This is a genomic window from Streptomyces sp. NPDC017225, assembly GCF_044331465.1.
Lineage (GTDB): Bacteria > Actinomycetota > Actinomycetes > Streptomycetales > Streptomycetaceae > Streptomyces.
The window spans coordinates 705,383-726,253 of sequence record NZ_JBIRNE010000001.1 but is presented as its reverse complement, the minus strand read 5'-3'; the positions used below and the strand labels follow the sequence as shown (position 1 = coordinate 726,253).

Below are 20,871 nucleotides of genomic sequence, written 5' to 3'. Positions count from 1 at the left end.
CCGCTGACGCCACGGATGTCACCCGCCGGCGACGGAGCGGGCGCCGCTCGCCGAAGTTACCTGTGCGTTCCGCACGCCGGAGACATGACAGCGGTGACTGTCCCGGACACGGCGGCGCGTGACAGCGTCTTGCTCGGCATCGACCGGTGGAGGGAGAAGGCGTGAACAAGGGCTACGCCGTCTACTGTGACGCGGACCCGCACTTCTACGACGCGCCGCACCGCACCGCACCCGGCACCCGAGCGGCGGGCACCCGGTACGCGGCAGCCGTCCTGCCGGTGCCGGCGGGATGGCAGCGCGGCGAGAGCGGCGACTGGCTCGCCCTGCGCCCGCTGGACGCCGTACTGCCGCCGCAGGGATGGAAGGTCCACGTTTCCGCCTGCCTCGACAACGCCGAGTCCGTCCTGGAGCGCGTACGGCACTACTGCGTCGAGCGCGGCATCGCGTTCAAGTTCGTGCCGAGCCGCTATCTGCTGCACCAGCGCAACGCCAAGTACGCGGACCGGGCGGGCAGCGGCAAGTTCATCACCGTGTACCCGGCGGGCGAGGAACAGTTCGAGCGTCTCGTGGGTGAGCTGGCCGCTCTGCTGGACGGCGAGCCCGGGCCGCACATCCTGAGCGATCTCCGGATCGGCGACGGCCCGGTGCACGTGCGCTATGGCAGTTTCTCCCGCCGCGACTGCTACGACGAGAGCGGGGAACTCCGTCCGGCCGTCGCGAACCCCGAGGGAGTACTCGTTCCCGACTTCCGCGGTCCGGTGTTCCGTGTCCCCGACTGGGTGAGCGTGCCCGCCTTCCTGCGGCCCCACATCGACGCGCGGGAGACGATGACGCTGGCCGGCGTCCCGTACATCGTGGAGTCGGCCATCCACTTCTCCAACGGCGGTGGTGTCTACCGGGCACGGGACACCCGTACAGGTGAGGCCGTGGTCCTCAAGGAGGCCCGCCCGTACGCCGGGCTCGCGGCCGACGGCGCCGACGCGGTGGCCCGCCTGCGGCGCGAACGCCGGGCCCTGGAACAGCTGTCGGGTCTGTCCTGCACGCCCGAGGTGCGGGACGGCTTCACCGTCGGGGACCACCACTTCCTGGTGCTGGAGTACCTCGACGGCAAACCCCTCAACACCTTCTTCGCCCGGCGTCACCCGCTCATCGAGGCTGACCCCGACGACAGGCGGCTGGCCGAGTACACCGAGTGGGCTCTCGATGTCCACGCCCAGGTCGAGCGGGCCGTCTCGGAGGTGCACGCGCGGGGTGTGGTCTTCAACGACCTGCATCTGTTCAACGTCATGGTCCGCGACGACGGGCGAGTGGCCCTGCTGGACTTCGAGGCCGCCCACCTCGTCGACGAGCCGGGGCGGCAGACGGTCGCCCATCCCGGCTTCGTGGCGCCGCCCGGCCGACGGGGCATCGCCGTGGACCGGTACGCGCTCGCCTGTCTGCGTCTGGCCCTGTTCCTGCCGCTGACCAGCCTGCTGGCCCTGGACCGGCGCAAGGCGGAGCACCTCGCCGACGTGGTGGCGGGGCAGTTCCCCGTACCGCGCGCCTTCCTGGACGCGGCGCTCGACGAGATCACCGACGCTCCCGGCCGGCGGCCCGCGGCTCGGGACGCCGCCGACCCCTTCGTCCCGGTCGCTCCGGGTGACTGGCCCCGCAGCCGGGACTCGATGACGGCGGCCGTCCGCGCCTCGGCCACTCCGTCGCGCGACGACCGGCTCTTCCCGGGAGACGTCGCCCAGTTCGCCACCGCGGGCGGGGGGCTCTCGTTCGGCTACGGCGCGGCCGGCGTGCTGTACGCCCTGGCCGAGAGCGGGGCGGAGCGCGACGAGGGCGAGGAACAGTGGCTGCTCGACCGGACGAAGGAGCCGCCCTCGGGCATGCCGGTCGGCTTCCACGACGGGATCGCGGGGATCGCGTGGACCTTGGACCACCTCGGTCACCGGGCCCAGGCACTCGAACTCACCCGGCTGATCGTCGAGCACCCCTTGGACTCTCTCGCCACCGGCCTCCACAGCGGGGCGGCCGGGGTGGGCCTGACGCTGGACCACCTGGCCGCCTCCACCGGCGACACCGCCCTGCACGACGCGGCCATGCGGTGCGCCGAACTCAGCGCCCGGACCACAACGGCCGACGCGCCGGGCCATCGCGCTCGGGCCGGTCTGCTGTACGGCGCGACGGGCAGCGCCCTGCTGTTCCTGCGCCTGTACGAACGCACGGGTGACACCGGCCTGCTCGACCTCGCGGGGGCCGCACTGCGTCAGGACCTCGCGCACTGCGTCCGCGGGGCGGGAGGCGCCCTCCAGGTGGACGAGGGCTGGCGCACCATGCCGTACCTGGGCGCGGGCAGCGTGGGGATCGGCATGGTGCTCGACGACTACCTGGCGCACCGCGCCGACGAGCGGTTCGAGCGGGCAAGGTACGAGATCGTACGGGCGGCGCAGGCCATGTTCTACGCGCAGCCCGGGCTCTACCGCGGCGTGGCCGGTATGGCGCTGTACCTCAACCGTACGACCGCCACCGGGCCGGGCGCCGGCCCCGAGGCCGTCCGGCGCCAGATCGACGCGCTGGGCTGGCACGCCATGTCGTACCGCGGTCACCTCGCCTTCCCGGGCGAGCAGATGATGCGCCTGTCCATGGACCTCTCCACCGGAACGGCCGGATGCCTGCTGGCCGTCGCTTCCGTGCACGGCGACCGGCCCGCCGGTCTGCCGTTCCTCCCACCGCTGCGGCGAGAGCCGCGGCCCATGAGCCGACCCCGTCCGGGGCCGTGAAGAGAACACCCGTTGTCGTATCGAAGGGAAGAGAACATGAACCTGTTCGAACTGCAGTCGATGGAGACCCCCAAGGAAGAGGCCATGGGCGACGTGGAGACCGGCAGCCGCGCGAGCCTGCTGCTCTGCGGCGACAGCAGCCTCAGCATCACGACGTGTAACTGACGTCCGTGTCGGCCCGTCGCGACGATCGCGGCGGGCCGCGCGCCGCGGTACCGGCGCCCCGGTTCCATCACCCGGGCGCCGGTACCGCGCCCCGTCGCCGCCGCGGGCGGCTTGGACCAGTGGAGGGGCGGCAGGTGAAGACGATCCCGGTCCGTCGGCGGACGCGTCCGGCGCACGGCCCGTCCGACAACGGTCCCGGACGGGTGCCCGAACTGCTGGTGCTGGTGTGTTCGGTGGCGGCGGCAGCGGTCGCCGTCTGCCAGCCCTTCGTCCTGGGCCGCGCACTGGACCTGCTGCTGCGCGACGAGGACACCGGCCCCTGGCTCGTGGCGAGCGCCGCACTGCTCGTCGGCGAGGTTCTGCTCGACGGTCTGACCGCCCTTCTCACCGGCCGGTGCACCGCCGACTGGACGGCCTCGATCCGCTCCCGCGCCCTCGGGGGCCTGCTGCACGCCGTACCGGACCTGGCCCGGTCCCACTCCCCCGGAGACACCGCGACCCGGCTGACGCTCAACGCCGCCGACGCGGGCGCCGCGCCGGCGGCCCGGGCCGCGCTCGCCGCCTCGCTCCTCACCCCGGCCGGCGCGCTGGTCGCACTGGCCGTCGTCGACGTGTGGGTCGCCGCGTGCGTCCTGGCCGGGCTGCCGGTCCTGGCGCTGGTGCTAAGGGCGTTCGCCCGGGACACAGGGGCTTCGGTCGGGGCGTACCAGCGGGTGCAGTCGGACATCGCTGCCCGGCTGCTGGAAACCATGGAGGGCGCGGAGACCATCGCCGCCGCCGGCACCCGCACGCTCGAACGCGACCGCGTACTCCGCCCGTTGACCGAACTCGCCACGCTGGGTACGCGCATGTGGACGCTGCACGGACGGGCGCTGGCCACCGGCGGTGTCCTCGTCCCGCTGCTGACGGTGGCCGCCACCGCCGTGGGGGGCCTGCGGCTCGGCGCGGGGGCCCTGAGCGTCGGCGAACTGCTGGCGGTGTGCCGGTACGCGCAGCTGGCCGCGGGGTTCGGCAGCGCGGCCACGCTGGTCGGCGCGCTGGTCCGGGGCCGCTCGGCGCGAGAGCGCACCACGACGCTGGAAAAACTGCCCGCCCTGCCCTACGGAACGCGGACCCTGCCCCCGCACGGCCCGGGCTGCCTCGAGCTGCGCGGGGTGCGGGTCCTGCGCGGCGGGACGGAAGTCCTGCGGGCGGACCGTGTGGTGGTGCCGGGCGGCCTGACCGCCGCGGTCGTGGGTCGCAGCGGCGCCGGCAAGTCCGTCCTGGCGGCGGTCGCCGGCCGGCTGATCGATCCCGACCGGGGGCAGGTCCTGTTGGACGGAACACCGCTCGATCGTCTGACCCGCCCCTGCCTGCGGGCCGAGGTCGGCTTCGCCTTCGCGCGTCCGGCCCTGGGCGACCGCACCGTTTCGCAAGCGGTGGCGGCCGGGCCACGAACCGTGTCACCTCACCAGGTACGGGCCGCTGTCCGCCTCGCCGACGCCGAGGCCTTCGTACGCCGGCTTCCACGGGCGTACGACACCCGGCTCGCCGACGCCCCGTTGTCCGGCGGCGAGTACCAGCGTCTGGGACTGGCCCGGGCGTTCGCCCACGCGGGCCGGCTACTGGTCATGGACGACGCCACCTCCAGCCTCGACACCGCGACGGAGCACGCGGTGGAACAGGCGCAGCGTCGCTCGCCCGAAGTCACCACGCGGCTGGTCGTGGCGCACCGCCCGTCGGTCGCGGCCCGGGCGGATCTCGTGATCTGGCTGGAGAGCGGACGAGTGCGGGCGGTCGGCACTCATCGACGGCTGTGGAAGGAGGCCGCCTACCGGGCGGTCTTCGGTACGGCGGAGGACGGCGTCGAGCCGTTCTCCTCGCAGGACGGCCGTGGCGGGTTCCGCCGCGGGCGGTCCGGCTCCCCGCAGCGTGAGGCGCGACCATGACTTCCCTTGGCGGACGGCGTGCGTCCGAGCCCCGCGGCACATCGGGGGCCCTGCACCGGATCGGCCCGCCCGCCCGGCGCTTCCTGGCCCAGCGCAAGGGAGTCCTCGCGCGGCTCGCGGCGTGGTCGGTGGCCGAGTCGGCGCAGACCTTCCTGGTCGGCTACGGCGTCGCCCAGGCCGTGGACCGTGGGTTCCTCGCCGGTGACACCCTCACGGGACTCGGCTGGCTCGGGGTCGCCGGCGTCGCCGTGGTGCTCGGGGCACCCGTCATCAGGGGTGTCTTCACCCAACTGGCCGGGCTGACGGAGCCGCTGCGCGACCACCTCGTGCGGCGGGCCGTCGACCAGTCCCTGTCGCGGGCCCTGGCCCGACCCGCCGGCGGAGACCGTGCCGCCGTGTCGCGGATCACGAACCAGGTGGAGATGGTCCGGGACAGCTTCGCCGGGCTGGTCCTCACCCTGCGCTCGTTCGTCTTCACCGCGGCCGGAGCGCTGGTGGGGCTGTTCTCGTTGGACCCGGCGCTCCTGGTGGTCGTGGTGCCGCCACTCGCCGCGGGGCTGGCGCTGTTCCTGGTGACGCTGCGGCCGATGGCGGGGGCGCAGCGGCGTGCTCTCGACGCGGACGAGGCGCTGGGCGACCACGCCGCGCGGACGCGTGGGGCTCTGCGTGACATCACCGCCTGCGGTACGCAGCCGGAGGTGGCGCGGAGCGGAACCCGGCTCGTCGCGCGTGCCGCCGCCACGTCCCGGGTCCTCGCCCGCTGGGCCGCGGTGCGTACCCTGGCCCTCGGTGTCGCGGGTCAGCTCCCCCTCCTGCTCCTGCTGGTGGCCGTCCCCTGGCTGCGCGGCCGGGGCGTCACGACCGGCGGCCTGCTGGGGGCGTTCACGTACCTCGCCCAGGCCCTGCTGCCCGCCCTGCACACCCTGATGACCGCGATCGGCGCCGCGGGGACCCGGCTGCTCGTGGTGCTGGACCGGTTCACCGGCACGGACGGGCGCCCGTCCCTCACCGGTGCGGCGCCCTCTGCTCCCCTGTCCGGGCGGGCCGGACCACGGGCCCCCCTTCCGCTCACTTCGGTTCCGCCGCCGCGGCAGGCCCCCGCGGTGGAACTGTGCGGGGTGACCGTGGGCTACAGCGCTCGGGCGGAGCCGGTCCTCGACGCGCTGGACCTGCGCGTCGAGGACGGCGAGCACCTGGCCGTCGTCGGTCCCAGTGGCATCGGCAAGTCGACCCTCGTCCGTCTCATCGCCGGGATGTGCGCGCCGAGGAGCGGAGCGGTGCGGTTGGCCGGCCAGCCGGTCACCGACCGAGGCGCGGCGGAACTCGCCGCGTCGCGGGTCCTGGTACCCCAGCAGGCGTACGTTTTCACCGGTACGGTCCGGGACAACCTCACCTACCTGCGGCGGGACGCCTCCCCGGACGACATCGAAGCCGCCGTGGGAGACCTCGGGGCCGCCCCTCTCGTCGAGCGTCTGGGCGGGCTGGCCGCGCCGCTGCGGCCCGACGATCTCTCGCAGGGCGAGCGCCAGCTGATCGTCCTGGTGCGCGCCCACCTGTCCAGTGCTCGGCTGCTTCTGCTCGACGAGGCGACCTGCCATCTCGACGCGGCGTCCGAGGCGCGCGCCGAGGAGGCGCTCGGGCGGCGCCCCGGAACGCTTCTCGTCGTGGCACACCGCATGTCGTCCGCGGTCCGGGCCGACCGGATCCTGGTACTGGACGGTGTACGGGCGGCGCACGGCTCCCACCAGGAGCTGCTCGAGGGATCGCCTCTCTACCGCGACCTGGTGGGGCACTGGCACAGAAACCGGGGCTGACCCGCGAGCGGTGCCCTCGCACACGCGAGGGCGCTCTCCCGTCACATCCAGCCGGCGTCGTGGACGATGCGGATCGCGTCCACGCGGTTGCGTGCTCCGACCTTCCGGATGGCGCTGGCCATGTAGTTGCGGACAGTCCCCCGGGACAGATGCAGGCAGACGGCGATCTCGGCGACGGAAGCACCCTGCGACGCCTGGAACAGGACGCTCAGTTCACGGGGCGTCAGCGGCATCTCCGAGGCACGCAGCAACGCGACGGTGAGCCGCTCGTCGAGGAACCGTTCCCCCTTGGCCACCGTGCGCACCGCGGTGATCAGCCGCTGCGACGAGGCGTCCTTGTCCACGAAGCCGAGCACGCCGGTGTCGAACGCCCTGCGCAGCAGACCCGGCCGCTCCGGAGCCGCGAGGACCACCAGTCGCGCCCCGCACCGCTTCCAGAAGGGCGCTCGAGCGACGTCCCCCGGTGGCCCCTCCAGACAGTCTCCGTCCACCACGCACACGTCCGCGGGTAAGTCGTCACCGCCGGGGTCGTCGGCGCGGGAGGACATGCACGAGACCTCGAGTCCGTCGGCGGACCGCAGCAGTTGCACAAGCGCCGACCGCAGCAGCGTCGCGTCGTGCACCACGAGAACACGGACCATGTACAACCCCCTGTTTTCCCCGGCCGTCCAACGGACTCCCGGACTCGTCCCCAGTCCCCAGCCGTCTGCCCCTGGACATCACATAAGAAGCACAGCATTCGATCTCGGCCGGGACACAGCGACATCAACACGCCTTTCTCAGCACCTGCGAGAGGCGGAGGGACGAGTCGGGAACAGGCTGGAACACGTCGGTGGTGTACGCGGTCCTCCGGCAGGGCCTTCCTGGTGACCACGCCCGTGAACTGCTCACACGACCGGGCGTCACGCCGAGCGTCTGCCGGGCGGCCCGAACGGCGGGGGCCGGCCCTTCGCCACCGGAACGTCACAGACCGAAAACAGGCGAAATGAATGTGGCCCGAATGCCCCGTCCGCGCCTGCCCGCCCGGTTCGGACGTCGAGCGGATCGGCGGACCGGTCTAAGGCCGAAGTCAGGGAAAGATCCACTGTACTTGTCCCCCGAGCGCTCATCTGTGTGTGAAGCTTTCCCCATGACCCACCCGCGTGAAGAAGTCAGGGCCAGGCTGCAGACCGATCGCCCGCACTCCGCCCGTGTCTGGAACTACCTGCTGGGCGGCAAGGACAACTACCCCGTCGACAGCGAGGCCGGTGACGTCATCCTGACGACGTTCCCGGAGTTCGCCGCCGTTGCCCGGGTGCAACGGCGGTTCCTCGCGCGTGCCGTGCGCCACCTGTCGGAAGAGGCCGGCATCCGCCAGTTCCTCGACATCGGCACCGGGCTGCCCACCGCCGACAACACGCACGAGCTGGCCCAGCGCATCGCGCCGGAGAGCCGCATCGTGTACGTCGACAACGACCCCCTCGTCCTGGTGCATGCGCAGGCCCTGCTCACCAGCAGCGCCGAGGGCGCCTGCGCCTACGTCGACGCCGACGTCAGGGACCCCGACCGGATCCTCACCGAGGCAGCGAAGACCCTGGACCTCAGCCGTCCCGTCGCCCTGACCATGCTGGGGATCATGGGGCAGATCTCCGACGCCGAACGCCCCGCGGAGCTGGTGAACCGGCTGCTGGCGGGTCTGCCCCCGGGCAGCTACCTCGCCCTGAGCGACGGCACGAACACCAACGAGGCGCTCAACACCGCCGTCGAGGTCTACAACGGGCAGTCGGCCAACACCTATCATCTGCGGTCACCTCAGGAGATCGCCTCCTTCTTCGCCGGGCTGGATCTGGTGGAGCCGGGAGTCGTGTCCACGGCTGCCTGGCGTCCGGACGCCGGCACCTCCGCGGAGGCCACGGCCGACGTCTCCGTCTGCGGTGTCGCGGTCAAGAACTGAGCGGGACGGGCCGGTGGGGCAGGCCGGAGGCCTCGGCCACCGGGCGAGGCGGCGTCGCGGGACCAGCGCGCCGCCTCGCCGCCTCGCCGCGAGTGTCACCGCCTCCGCCTCCGCCGAACACAGCACTCGTGGTCACCGCCGGACGCGAAAGCGTCATCCTCGCTTCCCCGGGGCGCCATTGACGCGCGTAGCCCGTTGCCGCACGCTGGGCTCCGGTTGATGTCGGCTCAACGGTCGGGAGGCCGGGATGTTCAGACGCGTGTCACGTCTGCTTCTCTCATTTGTCATGCTCATGGCTGCTGCGGTGGTGGGGGTGAGCGCCACCACCGGCACCGCGCACGCCGACTCCTGCTACACCTGGAACCGCACACTCTCCCAGGGCTCCTCCGGCGGCGACGTGACCCAGCTCCAGGTCCGGGTCGCCGGCTGGGTGACCTCCGGCGAGCGGCTCTCCTACGACGGCCAGTACGGCGCGCGGACCGCCGCCGCCGTCAAGAAGTTCCAGGCCGCGTACGGCCTGAGCGCGGACGGGGTCGCCGGACCCGCGACCTTCAGCAAGATCTACGCTCTCCAGGACGCCGACTGCACGCCCGTCCACTTCAGTTACGCCGAACTCAACAAGTGCAACTCCGACTGGTCCGGCGGCGCGGTCTCCGCGGCCACCGCCAAGTCGAACGCGCTCAAGACCATGTGGAAGCTCGAGGCAATGCGGCACGCCCTCGGCGACGTCCCGATCACCATCTCCAGCGGCTTCCGCTCTCGCGCGTGCAACAACGCCGTCGGCGGCTCCGCCACCAGCCGCCACCTCTACGGCGACGCGGCCGACCTCGTCGGCTCCCCGTCCCTGTGCCGGCTCGCCCAGCAGTCCAGGACACACGGCTTCTCGGAGATCCTCGGCCCGGGCTACCCCGGCCACAACGACCACACCCACGTGGCCTTCGACCCGTCACCGTACTGGTCGGCTCCCACCTGCGGCATCTGACCGCTCACGGCAGCAGACGGTGGCGAGCCGCGGCCGCCACCGCACCCGCCCGGGTCCGCACGCCCAACTTGGCGTAGACGCGGCCGAGATGAGTCTTGACCGTGGCCTCGCTGAGGAAGAGGGCCCGGGCGATCTCCCGGTTGCCCAGTCCCTCGGAGAGTCGGCTCAGGATGTCACGCTCCCGCGCGGTGAGGGCCGGGCCGGGGACGCGCAGGCGGGCGACGACCCGGTCGGTGACCGCTCCCGACAGCACGGCGCGTCCCGCGGCGGCGTCCCGGACGGCCTCGAACAGCCGCTCCGGCCGCTCGGCCTTGAGCAGGTAGCCCGTGGCACCCGCCGCCACGGCGCGGGCTATGTCGGCGTCGGTGTCGAACATCGTGAGGACCAGCACCCGCGGGGCGGCCCCGTCCGGCCCGCTCTGGGCGATCAGCCGGCTGGTGGCCTCGACCCCGTCCATGCCGGTGCCGAGCTGGAGGTCCATGAGCACCACGTGCGGTCGCAGCCTCGCCGCCATCACGAGGGCCTCCTCACCGCTGCCCGCCTCACCGGCCACGTCGATGCCGTCGGTACTGGACAGCAAGGCGCGCAGTCCGGCGCGTACGACGGCGTGGTCGTCGCAGAGCAGTACGCGGACCGCGGGAGCGGCGGCCGGGGTCACCACGCCTGCCTTCCGGCGCCGTGCACGGCCAGCGGCACCGACATCGTGACCACCGTCCCGTCACCGGGCGCCGACTCGACGGCGAGCGTCCCACCCGCCTGCCGCGCTCTCATGGCCATGCCCGGAAGTCCGTGGCCGCGGGTGGCGGCCCCGCCGCGGCCAGAAGGCCGGCGCGTGTCGAAGCCGCGCCCGTCGTCGGCGATGTCCACGGTGATCCGATCCTCCAGACAGGTCAGGGTGACGACGGCCCGGGTGGCGCCGGCGTGCTCCCGTACGTTGGCCAGCGCCTGCTGGGCGACCCGCAGCAGGGCCGCTTCGACGGGCGCGGACACGGGGCCGGGGGCGTCGGGGGCCCCGTCCAGTCGGAACTCGACGGCCGGTCCCCCTGCCGCTCCCCGTCCCACCACCGGCCCCGACTCCGACTCCGGACCCGGATCCGGTCCGCCGCCCGGCGCGGCAAGGGCGCGCAGTGCCTGCACGAGGGTGTTCTCGGCGAGGTCCAGCGGCGTCAGGTCACGTACGAACCGGCGGACCTCGGCGAGTGCGCGCTCGGCGGTCGCCGCGGCTTCGCGCACATGGCCGTGCGCGGTGTCCGGGCTGGTGTGCCAGCGGCGGTCGGCGGCCTGGAGCAGCATCTGCTGGCTGGACAGGCTCTGCGCGAGGATGTCGTGAATCTCCGTCGACAGGCGTTGGCGCTCCGCCAGGATGCCGGCGTGGCGTTCGGTGGCGGCCAGTTCGCCGCGGGCGCGCACCAGGTCGTCGATGAGCAGGCGTTGCCGGGCGGCGAGTTGTCTGCTGTCGACCAGGACGGCCGTGGCGACCGTGCCGAGGGCGACCGGGGCGAGCACCAGGTTGGGGTTGAAGGGGCCGGTGAGCACGCGGAGTTCGGAGATCACCACGAGTGCGACGAGCGCGGCGGCGAGCGGCACCGCGAGCCGCACCGGCAACCGGTGGAGTCCGGTGAACAGCAGCGGCATCGTGCACCACGTGGCGCTCGGTTCCAGGGCGAGCAGGACCACCCAGACGGCGAACACCACGCTCAGCCAGAGCAGATGCCGGGTGGCTGGGCGCTCCCCGTACCGCGGCGCGGGCGCCCGCCACAGCCCGAGCAGGTAGACCGCCCCGAAGGCGAGGAACAGGACGAGGGTCAACGCCGTACGGCCGCTGTCGACGGGTCCGTGGGTCAGCAGCCGGGCGATCGCCCCGCCGAGCAGCAGCAGGAAGGCGACGTGCAGGGCGGCGGTCAGCCATCGCGCGTCGGGGTCCGGCCTCATGCCGTCTCGCTCCACCGTGTCCCCATCGCCTCGCCGGTCCCTGTCCCACCACTCATACACGTACACACCATGAGGGACATCATCCGTTCAGCTGACATCCGCATAGTCCTGCGGGTGCCTCTGACCAGCCACACGTCCGGGGGGCGGGGCAGGCTCAGCGGTGAGACTTCTGGGACACGTCCCCTACGGAGATCGAGAGCCGCCGTGTCCAAGAACCTCACAGCCAACCGGGCCTCCCTCACGCACCGCCTGTCCTACGCTCTGCGTCACCCCGGCCGGGTGCCACGCCACCTGCGCCGCACCGCACGCGACACCTGGCTGCGGTACCGCTCACCGGACCATGTCGCCTACTACCGGGCGGTCATGCGGTCCGACACCCGCCGCGACCCGGACGCCGCGGTGGGCAGTCACAGCCGGGAGCGCTGGCTCGCGCTGGGGCAGATGCAGTTCGACTACCTGCTGCGTCACGGGCTGCGCCCGGAGCACCGGATGCTGGAGATCGGCTGCGGCAACCTGCGGGCGGGCTGGCGCTTCATCGAGTACCTCGACGCCGGCCACTACTACGGTGTCGACATCTCCCCCGACATCCTTGTCGCCGCGCAGGACACCCTCCAGGCCCAGGGGCTCCAGGACCGGCTGCCCGCGCTGACACCGGTCCGCGGTCTCACCCTGGGCTTCCTGCCCGCGGGCCGTTTCGACGTGGTGCACGCGCACAGCGTCTTCTCGCACTCCCCACTGCCGGTGATCGAGGAGTGCTTCGCGCACATCGGCCGCGTCCTGGCGCCGGGTGGCTGGTTCGACTTCACCTTCGACCGGACGGAGGGCGAGGAGCACCACGTACTGCGGGAGGACTTCTACTACCGGACCGAGACGCTGATCGCCCTGGCCGCCGAGCACGGCCTCACGGCGCGCTTCATGGACGACTGGGAGGACCTCGGCCACGGGCAGTCCAAGATCCGTGTGACGCACCGGCCCGATGCCCAGGACGTCTCCTGATCACTCCCGGCCCCGGACAGGGAGCACAGGACTGACATCGCCGGTGCGTGAATCGGCATGATCTCGGTGTTGGTCCAGGGGCGCCGCGCGATGCGAAGCTGGGTCCCCGTCCTCCTCGGCGATCCGGGGTGCAACGAGAGGCAGTCTTCCGATGGTCAACACCTTCAGGACGAGGAGCGGTTCGGTCCAGGGGTTCCGAGCCTGCGCCGACGTCGTCGCCGTCCTCGGTGTCCCCTATGCCGCCCCGCCGTTCGGGGCCCGCCGGTTCCGGGAACCTTCCCCGGAGCGGGCCTGGACCGGAGTGCGGGACTGCACGGCCTTCGGGCCGGTCGCCCCGCAGTCGGCAGAGCTGCCCGGCGCACCCGTGTGGTCGCCCGACGACGAGGACGTCCTCACCGTCAACATATGGACGCCGGCCCCCGAGGGCGGCCGTCTGCCCGTCCTGGTCTGGATCCACGGTGGCGCCTACACCTTCGGGTCATCGGCCCAACCCGACTTCGACGGCGCCGCGCTGGCCCGTGCCGGTCTGGTCGTGGTCACCCTCAACTACCGGATCGGCTTCGAAGGCTTCGGCCACGTCCCCGCCGCGGAAGCGACCGCCTACCCGGACAACCGCGGTCTGCTCGACCAGGTCGCGGCCCTGCGCTGGGTCCAGGAGAACATCGCCGCGTTCGGTGGCGATCCCGGCAACGTCACGGTCGCCGGCCAGTCCTCCGGGGCCGCTTCGATCGCCTGTCTGATGGTGATGGACCGCGCCCGCGGCCTGTTCCACCGTGCCATCGCCCACAGCGCCGCCAGTCCTTGCTACACGCTCGAGACCGCCGCGGCGACCACTGGCGAGATCGCTGCGGCGGCGGGCTGCCCCGCCACCGCCGAGGGCCTGGCCTCCGCGTCCGCGCAGGCCCTGGTCATCGCCTCCGACCGGGTGGTCGGCGCCTACCGGCGGGACCCCGCCTCCGGCTCCCGCCACTACGACCCCTCCCTCTACGCGCCTGTCCTCGACGGTGCCGTCCTGCCCACCGATCCCCTGACGGGGATGGCGTCCGGTGCGGCCCGGGACGTGGACCTGCTGGTCTGCCACACCACCGAGGAGTACTGGCTCCTCGACGCCGTCGGCAGCAGCGCGAAGGTCACCACCGAGGAACAGCTGACTCGCTTCGCCGGGGACTTCGGTCTCCCCGACGGCCTGGTCGCCGGCTACCGCGCCGCGATGCCGCACGCCCCGGTGCTCGACGTCTACCTCGCCGTCTTCGGGGACCTGTTGTTCGGCGAGTACAGCAACCGACTCGCCGAGCTTCACGCCGAAGCAGGCGGGCGGGCCTTCCTGTCACGTTTCGACCGCCGGCGCAGCGGCCCGGACGGTGCCGTGCGGGCCTGGCACTGTGCGGACATCCCGTTCGCCTTCGGCAACCTCGACACCGACTGCCTGGCCTTCCTCATCGGCGGAGCACCGACACCCGCGGACCACGGGCTGGCACGCCGCATGGTGCGCGCGTGGGCCGACTTCGCCGCCACCGGGGACCCGGGCTGGCCATCGGTCAAGGACTCCCCCGCCCGGGCCAAGGTGTGGAGCGCCGACGGCGAACCCGCCGATGACAAGGCCACCGCTGTCCGTGCTCTCTGGGCGGAGGCCGACTTCCCACTCCTGTGTCCGTGAACTGCTCGAACCACCGGCGGCGGCGCGTCGGCGGCTGCCACCCCAGCCCAGGGGTGTCTTCCCCGACGAGCCCTCCAGCTTGTTCGTTGGTGGCCGACGACGCGAAGACGCCCCCGAATCTCGACAGGCCCTCGGCCGGGTGTTCGACGAGGTGCCGGAGCTCTACGACGTCAGGGACGTGAACTGGGGCAGGGTGAGGGCCGAATGGGCCGGTCGCCCCTCCGGGGAGGGTACGGCGCTGAGACCGCGCAGCCTGTCGTTGCGCCGCTCCAGTGCCACGGCGGTGGTCGGGAAGAGTGCGGCATCGGCCTCGCCGACCAGCTCCTGATTCGCGGTCACGAACTCACGCAGATGGTGTTCGTAGGCGGCGAAACCCGCGGCGTGGTCGCGGTCGGCCAGGGAGCCGGCGAGCATGTACGCGCCGACGAGGGCGAGGCTGGTGCCCTGTCCGGTGAGGAACGAGGGCGCGTACGCGGCGTCGCCCACCAGTGCGACCCTGCCGCTGGACCAGCGGGGCATGCGGATCTGGCTGACCCCGTCGAAGAACAGGTCGTCCGCGTCGCGCAGGGCGGCGAGGATGCCCGGGACCTCCCATCCCGCGTCGGCGAAGGTCGCGGCGATCAGGGGCCGTTGGGCTGACGGGTTCCGGAACGCGTCGAACGGCGGTTCCGGGTGTGCGAAGTTCAGGAAAGCGTGCACCTCGTCGTCGTCCCCCACCGCGTAGAGTGCCGCGGCCCTGCCCGGGGTGTTCCACATCATGGTCTCGTGGGAGAGGCCGAAGGCGTTGCGCATGGTGAACACGGCGAAGCAGTAGCCGAGGTACCGGTGGAACCGCTCTTCGGGGCCGAACAGCTGCTCCCGGGTACGCGAGTGGGTGCCGTCCGCACCGAACACCATGTCGAACGTACGGCTGCCGCCTCCGCGGAAGGTGACGTCGACCCCGTGTCCGGACTGGTCGAGGGTGTCGATGGAGTCGTCGAACAAGAACTCCACGTCGTCACGGACCGCCCCGTGGAGAACGTCGGTCAGGTCCCCGCGCCGCACCTCCAGGTCCCGTCCCGCGACACCGCCGGTGACGGAGTGGGGGTGCAGCGAGGCGACCTCGCTGCCGTCCCCGGCGAGGAAGGTCAGCCGGCGCAGGTCGACGTGCGCCTCCCGCAGCCGCGGCAGGATCCCCATCCTTCGGACCACCTCCAGTGCGGTGCCGCGGACGTCGACGGGGTAGCCACCGCTGCGTGGCGTGGGTGCCTTCTCCACCACCGTGACCGCGTATCCGTAGTGGTTCAGCCAGAACGCGAGGGCGGAGCCCGCGATGCCGGCCCCGGATATCAGGACCTTGCGCCTGGGCGTACTGCGGATTTCCGTCGGCTGATCGGTGCGGGTCATTCTTCGACTCCTTTGTTCATGGTGCGGACGACAAGCAGGGACAGCGCCGTGATGACACCGGCGATGAGGAAGCCGCTGACGAAGGCCGATTCGGCCGGGACGTCCGATCCCGAAGGGGTCCCCGCGGTGAGGAGCGCACCGCCGACCTGCCCGCCCACCGCGTAGCCGATCACGCGAGTCACCAGGACCAGGCTGGTGGCGATGCCGGTGTCTCCTTCGTCGACGGCGGTGGCGATGCCGGTCACCAACGCGGTGACGCACAGACCGTTGGCCAGCGCGATCAGCGCCTTGCCGACGACGATGTGCCAGACCTCGGTGTGCGCGGCCGACAGGGCGAGCAGAGCGGCGGCCATGATGACGACCCCGGCCGTGACGACGGCACGCGAGCCGAAACGCCGTTCCCCGATCCCGCCGACCGGCCCGGCCAGCGACGCGGCCACGGCGCCGGGCAGGAGGATGACGCCGATCCCGGTGGCTCCGATGCCGAAACCGTATCCGTCGCCGGACACGTCGAGCAGCTGGGGGACGAGATAGACCCCCATCGAGGTACCGAGGCAGATCACGAACGTCAGCACACACGACTTCCACATCACAGGCCGTGCCAGCATGCGCAGATCGATCATCGGCGCGGCGGCACGACGCTCAACGGCTGTCCATCCGGTCACGAAGGCGGCCAGGACCAGGACGAGGGCGCCGAGCACGAGTGGCCGCGAGCCGGCCTCGGGCGCCAGGGCGAGCACGAGCATGAGCGTGATCAGCGTCCCGCTCAGAAGAGCCAGGCCGGGCCAGTCGATTCCGGCACCGTCCGGCCGGCCCGGCCGATCGGACGGCATCAGCCTGTTCACCAGCAGTGTGGACCCGATCACCGCGATCGTCGGCAGCGCGAACATCCAGTGCCGGGAGAGCTGTTCCGCCACGGGACCGGCCGACAGCATTCCCGCCATCGAGCCCCCCACGAACATCCCGCTGACCGCCCCGATGGCCACCTTCGACTCGCCCGCGGGGAGGTGTTTGCGCACCACGATGAACGACAGGGGCAGCGCGCCCACCATCGCCCCCTGAAGTATCTGACCGAGCAGCAGCACCGGAAGGCTCGGTGCCAGGGCGGAGACCAGGCCACCTGCCGAGACCACGGCCATCAGCTGGACCAGGACTCGCTTTCCGCCGTAGCGGTCGCCCAGCTTGCCCGCGAGCGGTGTGATGAGCGCGCCGGTGATGAGGAGCACGATGCTCAGGAGCGCCCCCTCGGCCGGACTCATGTCCAGCTCGCGTTGCAGGAGCGGGAGCGTCGGCGTCACCACCGACTCCAGTGCGCCGGTGGAGAGCGCCAGTATGCCGAGGGCCCCGACAGCGGCCTTCCCGATGCGGGCCGGGGGTGCCGGTGCTGTGGTCATGGACGTCCTTTCCGTCATTGCCCGGGAGAGCGGCGGGGCTGTCGTACGCGTGGCCGTGCCGCCTCGCCGGGTGCGGGCCAGGGTGACCGGGGCGCGACGTGCTCGCTGCTTCGAAGCCCGCGGTCCGAGAGGTCGTACGGGCGGGAGCCGATGTGATGCCGGCTCCCGCCTCCTGCGTACGCGCTACGACCAGCGGCGCAGCGCCGCGCGGGCCGGCAGCGTGACCGCGAGCAGGGCCAGGCCGCCGGCGGCGGCCACGAAGGATCCGTACACCAGCGGGGGCACGTACGGCGCCTCGCCGGTCGTGCCGCTCATCATGGGGATCAGCGTGGCCGCGGCGATCGCGGAGCCGAGGACCACGCCCACCGCGGAGACCAGCAGGCCCTCCCAGCGAAGCATCGTCAGCACCTGACGCCGGGTGGAGCCGACGAGCCGCAGCGTGCCCAGCTCGCGGCGGCGGTCCAGGACCGTCATCACCAGGGTGTTGACCGCGGCGACGGCGGCGAAGCCGCCGAGGACCGCGGCCATCGTGTTGTTCATCCAGGCACCCAGCCGCGCGTCGAGGCTCCGCTCGGTGGCGTAGCCGGAGGCGTCGGTGACCTTGCCAAGGGCGGTGAGCGGCTTCTCCGAGCCGCCCCGTACGAGCAGGGTGCTGTCGAAGCCCGAGGTGACGTGCCCGGTGAGAGACGCCCGGTCCATGGTCACCGTGGCCAGACCGAGGCCGCGGCCGTAGACCGCGACGATCTCGGGACGGGCCTCGGTGCCGTCGGGGAGGAAGAGCGGAAGCCGGTCGCCGACGCCGGCGTCCGCCGAGTTCGCCAGGGTCTTGTCGACGGCGATACGGCCCTTGCCGAGCTGGTCGAGGCTGCCCTCTCGTACGTCCAGGTCCTGCACCTTCGCGAGCTCGGCGCCGGAGCCGGTGACGCCCTGGGTCGCCGCGCCCTGCAACGACTTGAACTCCCCGGAACCGACCGGCACCAGCACCTGGGTGTTCAGCAGGCCGACGGCCGCCTCCACACCCGGCGCGCGGGAGGCCCGCGCCGCCGCGTCCACCGGGAGCCCCGCCGGGTCGGTGACCACGTGGTCCGCGGTGATGCCCGCGCGCAGCTGCTTGTCGGCGGCGTGGGTCTCGCTCGTGTGCATGAAGACGAGCGTCGAGGCGAAGGCCATGGCGAGCACGATCGGGGTGATCGCGGAGGCGAGGCGGCGGGCGTTGGTACGGGAGTTGGCGGCCGCGAGCTGGGCCGCCGGGCCCGCCCCGCGCAGCGGGAGGCCGAACAGGCCCGCGCACAGCCGCGCCACCAGCGGGCCCAGCAGCCCGACGGCGAGCATGAAGCACATGACGACGCCGAGGGCGGCGCCGGCCGCGTCTGCGCCGGCGGAGCGGGCGGACACGCCGGTGAGGACCGCGCCTGAGACGAGAGCGCCTGCGCCGAGGACGGTACGGACCAGGCCGGGCCGCAGCCGCTCCACCGACGCCTCCGACAGCGCCTGGCCCGGCTTGATCTTCGCGGGCCGGCGCCCGGCCGCCCAGCCGGCGCCGAGCGCGGTGAGCAGCCCCACGCCGACGGCGGCGAGCAGCGGGAGTCCGGAGACGTGCGGGTCCACCGCCTGCGGGACGGCGCCGCGGTCCTGAAGCTGCCCGAACCACCAGTGCGCGAGCCCGATGCCGGGCAGGCACCCGGCGATCCCGGCGAGCGGCGCGACGAGCAGTGCTTCGGAGGCGACCGCGCGGCGGATCTGCCGCGGGGTGGCGCCGACGGCGCGCAGCAGCGCGAATTCGCGGGCTCGCTGACCGACCGACAGCGCGACGGTTCCGGCGGCGGTGAAGACCGCGACGACGGCGGCGATGCCACCGAAGGAGCCGCCGATTCCGAAGAGCGTCTGCTTGGCGTGGCCGAGGCCGGGGTCTTCGACGGCACCGCGGTCGTCACCGGTGTGCACCTGGGCGCCGGAGCCGGTCAGAGCCTTCTTCACCGAGCCGGCCAGGGCGTCGGCATCGGTGCCGTCCTTCCCCAGCACGACGATGGCGTCCGCCTTGCCGGGGTGTCCGGCGAGCGTGGGAGCCTGGGCGTCGGCGAACCAGGCGACGGCTCCCGCGGCGCCCGTGTTCCGGGCGGTGTCCGCGGCTCCGGCTTCGGCCACGCCCGCGACGCCGAAGTCCCGCTGCCCGGCGGCGGTCCGCAGCGCGACGGTGTCGCCGACAGCGGCCTTCGCGGCGCGGGCCGTGAGCGCGTCGAGCACGACTTCGCCCTCGCGGGGCGCGGAACCGGTGGTCAACGCGGTGCCGGTGAAGGTGTGCGAGCCCCATCCGTGCGCGGTGAGCACCCCGCCAGGAACGGGGAGTTCGCGTGCGCCCAGGTCCGCGCCGCCGTCCGCCGCGCGCACCGGGAAGGTGAAGTCCGGGACGGCGGTGGCCGCACCCGGCGCCTTCGCGGCCTTCGCCGCCAGCCCGGCGTCCACCCGTGCGGTGTCGGGCAGCGGAACCGCCTCCTTCTCGCGGTCTTCGCCGCTGCCCGTGACGACGTACTCGTACTGGTCCGCCGCCGCGACGACGGGCGCCCGCGCGTACCGTTGCGGCGGCACCGACGCGCGCAGACTGGTCTCGAGCAGGATTCCGCAGGCCGAGACGATCAGCGCGGCCATCAGCAGCGCGAGGAAGGTTCCCGCGAAGGATGCGGGCTTGAAGCGGACGGCCTCACGGGCGAGTCCGTTGGGGCGCCTCATGCCGCCACACCCGCCATCGCGCCCGCGCGGGAGGTACGGGAGGTGAGCACGGCCATCCGTGCCGCGATCCGCTCGGCCGAACCGTGCTCGAGGTGGTCGGAGAAGGCGCCGTCGGTGAGGAACAGCACGCGGTCGGCCCAGGCGGCCGCGGCCGGGTCGTGGGTGACCATGACGACGGTGGCGCCGAGGGTGTCCACCGCGTGCCGGAGCAGGCCGAGGACCTCGGTGGCGGTGCCCGTGTCGAGGGCACCGGTCGGCTCGTCGGCGAAGATCACGTCCGGGCTGGTGACCAGGGCGCGGGCGACGGCCACGCGTTGCTGCTGGCCGCCGGAGAGTTCGCCGGGCCGGCGCTTGGCCTTGTCGGCGAGCCCGACCTGTGCGAGCACCGTCTGCGCCCGGCGCCGGTCCTGGCGCTTGCCGGCCAGGCGCACGGGCAGCAGTACGTTCTGCTCCGCGGTGAGGGAGGGCAGCAGGTTGAAGGCCTGGAAGACGAAGCCGAGACGGCTGCGGCGCAGTTCGGTGAGTTCGTTCTCGCTCATGCCGGTGATCTCCGTACCGCCGAGGCGCACGGAGCCGGCCGACGGCCGGTCGAGGCCGGCGGCGCACTGCAGGAACGTGGACTTGCCGGACCCGGAGGGGCCCATGACGGCGGTGAACGTGCCGCGCGGGAGGGCGAGGTCGATGCCCGCCAGTGCGTGTACGGTGCCCGCTCCGCGGCCGTACTGGCGCCGGACACCGCGCAGCTCGACGGCGAGACCGGGCGTGGCGGCCCGGGCCTCGGGCCGGTCGTCCGCCTCCAGCGGGTTGTCCGCCTTCGTCCGGTCGTCCGCCTTCGTCCGCTTGCCGCTGCGTAGCCTCATGTCCCGTCTCCCTCACACGTGCGTTTCTGTGACGGGTGAAGAGTGCGGGGACGGCTGCGCGCCGGGCGTCATACCCGGGAGCCAATGTGGAGGTGCTACCACGGTAGGGGGTGGGGGAGGACAGGACCCGGGCCCCTCCCCCGGCCGGTGGCCACCCGACGCCCCGCGGCGGCGGAGCGGCTTCCTCGCCGGGACCACGCCCGGACCCGGCGCACGGGGCGGCTGCGGGGGCAACGGGACGATGTACACTCGCACGCCACGCCCGCGGTGGCGGGGCCCGACCGCCCTTCGGCGCGGGACGGGGCCTTCGTCCTCGCCGGCCGCCCCGA

At 72.9% G+C, this 20,871-nt stretch carries 15 protein-coding genes; 8 read left to right on the top strand and 7 right to left on the bottom strand.

The genetic code is table 11. The features are described from left to right. Positions 1–161 precede the first annotated feature (161 nt). The 4 genes from lanKC to ACH4NX_RS03150 all read left to right on the top strand — a co-directional run bounded on the left by lanKC (position 162) and on the right by ACH4NX_RS03150 (position 6,675). The gene (lanKC, locus tag ACH4NX_RS03165) at positions 162–2,768 is read left to right on the top strand and encodes a class III lanthionine synthetase LanKC (RefSeq protein WP_398127450.1); all 2,607 of its coding nucleotides are present in this window, start codon (positions 162–164) and stop codon (positions 2,766–2,768) included. A 36-nt stretch (positions 2,769–2,804) separates the two neighbouring features. Continuing rightward, positions 2,805–2,933, top strand: a complete 129-nt coding sequence (locus ACH4NX_RS03160) for a SapB/AmfS family lanthipeptide (protein WP_351394059.1) — start codon at positions 2,805–2,807, stop codon at positions 2,931–2,933. A gap of 134 nt (positions 2,934–3,067) precedes the next feature. Further along, positions 3,068–4,861, top strand: a complete 1,794-nt coding sequence (locus ACH4NX_RS03155) for an ABC transporter ATP-binding protein (protein WP_351394056.1) — start codon at positions 3,068–3,070, stop codon at positions 4,859–4,861. Next, complete coding sequence (locus tag ACH4NX_RS03150; RefSeq protein ID WP_398127449.1) at positions 4,858–6,675, top strand: ATP-binding cassette domain-containing protein; 1,818 nt, start codon at positions 4,858–4,860, stop codon at positions 6,673–6,675. Before ACH4NX_RS03155 ends, ACH4NX_RS03150 begins: the two co-directional genes overlap by 4 nt. 41 nt (positions 6,676–6,716) lie before the next feature. Here ACH4NX_RS03150 and ACH4NX_RS03145 read toward each other — a convergent pair whose 3' ends face one another. Then, positions 6,717–7,316, bottom strand: coding sequence for a LuxR C-terminal-related transcriptional regulator (locus tag ACH4NX_RS03145; protein ID WP_398127448.1), 600 nt, complete (start codon positions 7,314–7,316; stop codon positions 6,717–6,719). 488 nt (positions 7,317–7,804) lie between these two features. Between ACH4NX_RS03145 and ACH4NX_RS03140 the strand changes: the two genes are divergently transcribed. Together ACH4NX_RS03140 and ACH4NX_RS03135 are read left to right on the top strand one after the other, a co-directional pair. Then, positions 7,805–8,608: an SAM-dependent methyltransferase gene (locus ACH4NX_RS03140; protein ID WP_398127447.1), complete on the top strand. Its 804-nt coding sequence runs from the start codon at positions 7,805–7,807 to the stop codon at positions 8,606–8,608. Positions 8,609–8,855: 247 nt separating this feature from the next. Beyond that, positions 8,856–9,590: a D-Ala-D-Ala carboxypeptidase family metallohydrolase gene (locus ACH4NX_RS03135; RefSeq protein WP_351394044.1), complete on the top strand. Its 735-nt coding sequence runs from the start codon at positions 8,856–8,858 to the stop codon at positions 9,588–9,590. Positions 9,591–9,594: 4 nt separating this feature from the next. Here ACH4NX_RS03135 and ACH4NX_RS03130 read toward each other — a convergent pair whose 3' ends face one another. Together ACH4NX_RS03130 and ACH4NX_RS03125 are read right to left on the bottom strand one after the other, a co-directional pair. Continuing rightward, a complete protein-coding gene (locus tag ACH4NX_RS03130; protein WP_351394042.1) occupies positions 9,595–10,251 on the bottom strand; it encodes a response regulator transcription factor in 657 nt (218 codons plus the stop codon). Beyond that, the gene (locus ACH4NX_RS03125) at positions 10,245–11,522 is read right to left on the bottom strand and encodes a histidine kinase (RefSeq protein WP_351394040.1); all 1,278 of its coding nucleotides are present in this window, start codon (positions 11,520–11,522) and stop codon (positions 10,245–10,247) included. The genes ACH4NX_RS03130 and ACH4NX_RS03125 overlap by 7 nt, the downstream gene beginning before the upstream one ends. A gap of 204 nt (positions 11,523–11,726) precedes the next feature. Here ACH4NX_RS03125 and ACH4NX_RS03120 point away from each other — a divergent pair, with 204 nt between their 5' ends. Together ACH4NX_RS03120 and ACH4NX_RS03115 are read left to right on the top strand one after the other, a co-directional pair. Continuing rightward, positions 11,727–12,518: a class I SAM-dependent methyltransferase gene (locus tag ACH4NX_RS03120; protein WP_351394038.1), complete on the top strand. Its 792-nt coding sequence runs from the start codon at positions 11,727–11,729 to the stop codon at positions 12,516–12,518. A 151-nt stretch (positions 12,519–12,669) separates the two neighbouring features. Continuing rightward, on the top strand, positions 12,670–14,175 hold the full coding sequence (locus ACH4NX_RS03115) for a carboxylesterase/lipase family protein (protein ID WP_398127446.1): 1,506 nt from the start codon (positions 12,670–12,672) through the stop codon (positions 14,173–14,175). 162 nt (positions 14,176–14,337) lie between these two features. Here ACH4NX_RS03115 and ACH4NX_RS03110 read toward each other — a convergent pair whose 3' ends face one another. The 4 genes from ACH4NX_RS03110 to ACH4NX_RS03095 all read right to left on the bottom strand — a co-directional run bounded on the left by ACH4NX_RS03110 (position 14,338) and on the right by ACH4NX_RS03095 (position 20,542). Further along, the gene (locus ACH4NX_RS03110) at positions 14,338–15,561 is read right to left on the bottom strand and encodes an FAD-dependent monooxygenase (protein ID WP_351394034.1); all 1,224 of its coding nucleotides are present in this window, start codon (positions 15,559–15,561) and stop codon (positions 14,338–14,340) included. Further along, entirely contained in the window at positions 15,558–16,955 is a 1,398-nt protein-coding gene (locus ACH4NX_RS03105) for an MFS transporter (protein ID WP_398127445.1), read from the bottom strand. The genes ACH4NX_RS03110 and ACH4NX_RS03105 overlap by 4 nt, the downstream gene beginning before the upstream one ends. A 183-nt stretch (positions 16,956–17,138) precedes the next feature. Next, positions 17,139–19,682: an FtsX-like permease family protein gene (locus ACH4NX_RS03100; protein WP_398127444.1), complete on the bottom strand. Its 2,544-nt coding sequence runs from the start codon at positions 19,680–19,682 to the stop codon at positions 17,139–17,141. Then, the gene (locus tag ACH4NX_RS03095; protein ID WP_351394029.1) at positions 19,679–20,542 is read right to left on the bottom strand and encodes an ABC transporter ATP-binding protein; all 864 of its coding nucleotides are present in this window, start codon (positions 20,540–20,542) and stop codon (positions 19,679–19,681) included. Before ACH4NX_RS03095 ends, ACH4NX_RS03100 begins: the two co-directional genes overlap by 4 nt. Positions 20,543–20,871: the final 329 nt, after the last annotated feature.

Coding starts and splice junctions, on each gene's coding strand:
- ACH4NX_RS03160 (WP_351394059.1), top strand. CDS start 2,805: ATGAACCTGTTCGAACTGCAGTCGATGGAGACCCCCAAGGAAGAGGCC.
- ACH4NX_RS03150 (WP_398127449.1), top strand. CDS start 4,858: ATGACTTCCCTTGGCGGACGGCGTGCGTCCGAGCCCCGCGGCACATCG.
- ACH4NX_RS03145 (WP_398127448.1), bottom strand. CDS start 7,316: ATGGTCCGTGTTCTCGTGGTGCACGACGCGACGCTGCTGCGGTCGGCG.
- ACH4NX_RS03140 (WP_398127447.1), top strand. CDS start 7,805: ATGACCCACCCGCGTGAAGAAGTCAGGGCCAGGCTGCAGACCGATCGC.
- ACH4NX_RS03135 (WP_351394044.1), top strand. CDS start 8,856: ATGTTCAGACGCGTGTCACGTCTGCTTCTCTCATTTGTCATGCTCATG.
- ACH4NX_RS03125 (WP_351394040.1), bottom strand. CDS start 11,522: ATGAGGCCGGACCCCGACGCGCGATGGCTGACCGCCGCCCTGCACGTC.
- ACH4NX_RS03115 (WP_398127446.1), top strand. CDS start 12,670: ATGGTCAACACCTTCAGGACGAGGAGCGGTTCGGTCCAGGGGTTCCGA.
- ACH4NX_RS03110 (WP_351394034.1), bottom strand. CDS start 15,561: ATGACCCGCACCGATCAGCCGACGGAAATCCGCAGTACGCCCAGGCGC.
- ACH4NX_RS03105 (WP_398127445.1), bottom strand. CDS start 16,955: ATGACCACAGCACCGGCACCCCCGGCCCGCATCGGGAAGGCCGCTGTC.
- ACH4NX_RS03100 (WP_398127444.1), bottom strand. CDS start 19,682: ATGAGGCGCCCCAACGGACTCGCCCGTGAGGCCGTCCGCTTCAAGCCC.
- ACH4NX_RS03095 (WP_351394029.1), bottom strand. CDS start 20,542: ATGAGGCTACGCAGCGGCAAGCGGACGAAGGCGGACGACCGGACGAAG.